The sequence below is a fragment of the Bradyrhizobium sp. genome (genome assembly GCF_019244115.1).
GTDB lineage: Bacteria > Pseudomonadota > Alphaproteobacteria > Rhizobiales > Xanthobacteraceae > Bradyrhizobium.
In genome coordinates, this window is record NZ_JAFATE010000284.1 from 1 (window position 1) to 2,554 (window position 2,554).

3 protein-coding genes are annotated in these 2,554 nt (G+C 64.9%); all 3 read right to left on the reverse strand.

All coding sequences use genetic code 11. From position 1 onward, the window contains the following. Positions 1–23 precede the first annotated feature (23 nt). A complete protein-coding gene (locus JOZ76_RS12795; protein ID WP_291698992.1) occupies positions 24–869 on the reverse strand; it encodes a C40 family peptidase in 846 nt (281 codons plus the stop codon). After that, positions 862–2,244 (reverse strand): leucyl aminopeptidase family protein, encoded by a 1,383-nt coding sequence (locus JOZ76_RS12800; protein WP_291698993.1) that lies wholly within the window; start codon positions 2,242–2,244, stop codon positions 862–864. The genes JOZ76_RS12795 and JOZ76_RS12800 overlap by 8 nt, the downstream gene beginning before the upstream one ends. 113 nt (positions 2,245–2,357) lie before the next feature. Further along, positions 2,358–2,554 (reverse strand): hypothetical protein (locus JOZ76_RS12805; RefSeq protein WP_291698994.1); only part of this gene is annotated, 197 nt, incomplete at its 5' end.

Here is a 2,554-nt window from a genome sequence, read left to right on the forward strand (position 1 = left end):
CGGCCATGACGACGGGACGAGTGTCAAGCGAGCCGCCTGATCGCTACGACTTCGCTGCCGGCGGCGCGGATGCGGGCGATGGCCTCGCCACGATTCTCGATCACCGCCGCCATGTGAAAAGCATTGGCGTGCACGATCGTATCGGCATCGCGCGCGATCGCCACATGGCCCTTCCAGAATAGCAGGTCGCCGCGCTGCAGGTGCTCCCACTCTGCAGGATCGAGCGGCTGTCCCAGCGCGTTCTGCTGCAGGTCGCTGTCGCGGGGACAGGCGAGGCCCGCCGCATTCAGCGACACCTGCACGAGGCCCGAGCAGTCGATGCCAACGCTGCCCTTGCCGCCCCACAGATAGGGCGTGCCGACGAAACGCTCGGCGACCGCGACGAAGTCCACCTCCGCCTGGCCAAGAACGGTGATGTGAGGCTTCGGTACGAAGTGTCCCTCGCGCGTGACGGCAAAAGTCTGGTCTTCACGCGCTACCGTGATGCGGGAGCCGAGCACGAGCGTCTCGACCGGGGGCAGCTTGATCGAGGGGCCGGGAAACGCAAGAGTCCTGAGCGCTGAGATGCGATGCGTCGGCTCCGCGGCGGGCCTGGCCAGCGCGCGATCCGGCAGCCATCCGACATAGCCGTCGCTGGCCAGTTGGCCCCAGGCCCAGCCCTCAGCGTTGCGATCATAGATCGTCACGCGCTCGCCCTTCAGCGCTTCGGTGAAGAGCATCGCATCGAACGACGGTTTTTCGCGCATCGGCGCGATGGCCTCCACGATCTCAAACGTCTCGCCCGAGACGTAGCGCTTAGCGAAAACCTTGCCTTCGAGATGTTTGGCGGCGAGATCTCCTCGCGCCGGCGTCAGGCGCGGATCATCCATAGCGTTCACCCAGCAGCCGGTAGATGGCGCGCGCAGCCTGGCATTCGCCGCCTTCGGGGCGGCCTGGCCTAGCCTGCGGCGTCCACGCAAAGATGTCGAGGTGCAGCCAGCTCCTGGCGCGCTCGACGAAGCGTTTCAGAAACAGCGCACAGGTGATCGAGCCGGCAAATGTGCCGGAGGGAGCGTTGGTGAGGTTGGCGACCTTCGAATCGAGCCAGGCATCATAGGGTGGCCATAACGGCATGCGCCACAGCGGATCATGCTCCTCGCGCGCACAGCGTGCCACATCGTCCGCCAGCGCCTCATCGTCGGTGTAGAAGGGCGGCAGGTCGGGGCCGAGTGCGACCCGCGCGGCTCCGGTCAAGGTGCCCATGTCGATCAGCAGATCAGGCGTCTCCTCGTCGGCATAGGCAAGCGCATCGGCGAGGACGAGCCTGCCTTCCGCATCGGTGTTGCCGATCTCGACCGAGAGCCCTTTGCGCGAGGGGAAGATGTCCCATGGCCGGAAGGCATTGCCGGCCACGGCGTTCTCAACGGCTGGAATCAGCACGCGTAGCCGCAGCTTCAGACTTGCATCCATCACCATCTGCGCCAGCGCCAGCACATTGGCCGCACCGCCCATGTCCTTCTTCATCATCAGCATGCTGCTGGATGGCTTGAGATCGAGCCCGCCGGTATCGAAGCAGACTCCCTTGCCGACCAGCGTCACCTTTGGATGCGCTGGATCGCCCCACAAAAACTCGATCAGCCGCGGCGCGCGCGAGGACGCCATGCCCACAGCATGAACCAGCGGGAAGTTCTGCGCCTTCAGTTCTTCGCCGATGATGCAGGCAAATGAGGCGTCGTAGCGTTCGGCGATCGCTTGTGCGGCAAACGCGAGCTCCGCCGGTCCCATGTCGTTGGCCGGCGTGTTGATGAGGTCGCGCGCCAGCACGGCCGACTCGACGATCCGGGCGACGTCCGCGACGTCGATGCCCTGGGGCGGGACGAGCCGCACGTCTCGCGCCTCCGCCTTGCGGTAACCGGTGAACCGATAGCTGCCGAGCGCAAAGGCGAGCGCGGCGAGGCGCATGTCGTGCGGCGCATTGGCGAAGCGATAGACACCCGGCGGCAACAGGCTCGGCAATGCACCCGGGCGAAACGGATCGCGCGATCTGTTGTCCGCATCCTCGAGGCCGAACAGCACCTGGGCGATCCGCCCTTCCGCATCCGGGAGGATCAGCGAACTTCCCGCCTTTGCAGTAAAGTTGTTGGCCTCCGCGAACCGCAGCGCCGGCGCCGGCAGGCCGGCGGCGATCTTGTCCCAGGTCGACTTGGTCGCAAAGGTGATGGGGACTGCCTGCGGTGCGGACGCAGTCTCGAAGATGGACGGCATGCTCTGATCGGCCTCGGTTCAACAGAATGCCCTGCGGCCAGGAGACTTTGCAGAGTTTTGACGTGTTCGCAATCGCAAACGGCGCAGGCGCCGCTCTACAATCGGTCGAGAGATCATGGTAGTTGTTGCGGAACCTTGGTGTTTCCACGCGAGTTCTTTGTGCGCGCAAGCCGAGCCACCCGCGGTATGACGCCTCGATCAACCCGATCAGCGAGAGGAAACGGATGGAGGTCGTATTGGACGCAGTTGCCCTGGTTGGGCACGCGATCGAAGCCGCGCTTGTCTACGTCGAAAGCCATCACTGGATTTT

Coding starts and splice junctions, on each gene's coding strand:
- JOZ76_RS12795 (WP_291698992.1), bottom strand. CDS start 869: ATGGATGATCCGCGCCTGACGCCGGCGCGAGGAGATCTCGCCGCCAAA.
- JOZ76_RS12800 (WP_291698993.1), bottom strand. CDS start 2,244: ATGCCGTCCATCTTCGAGACTGCGTCCGCACCGCAGGCAGTCCCCATC.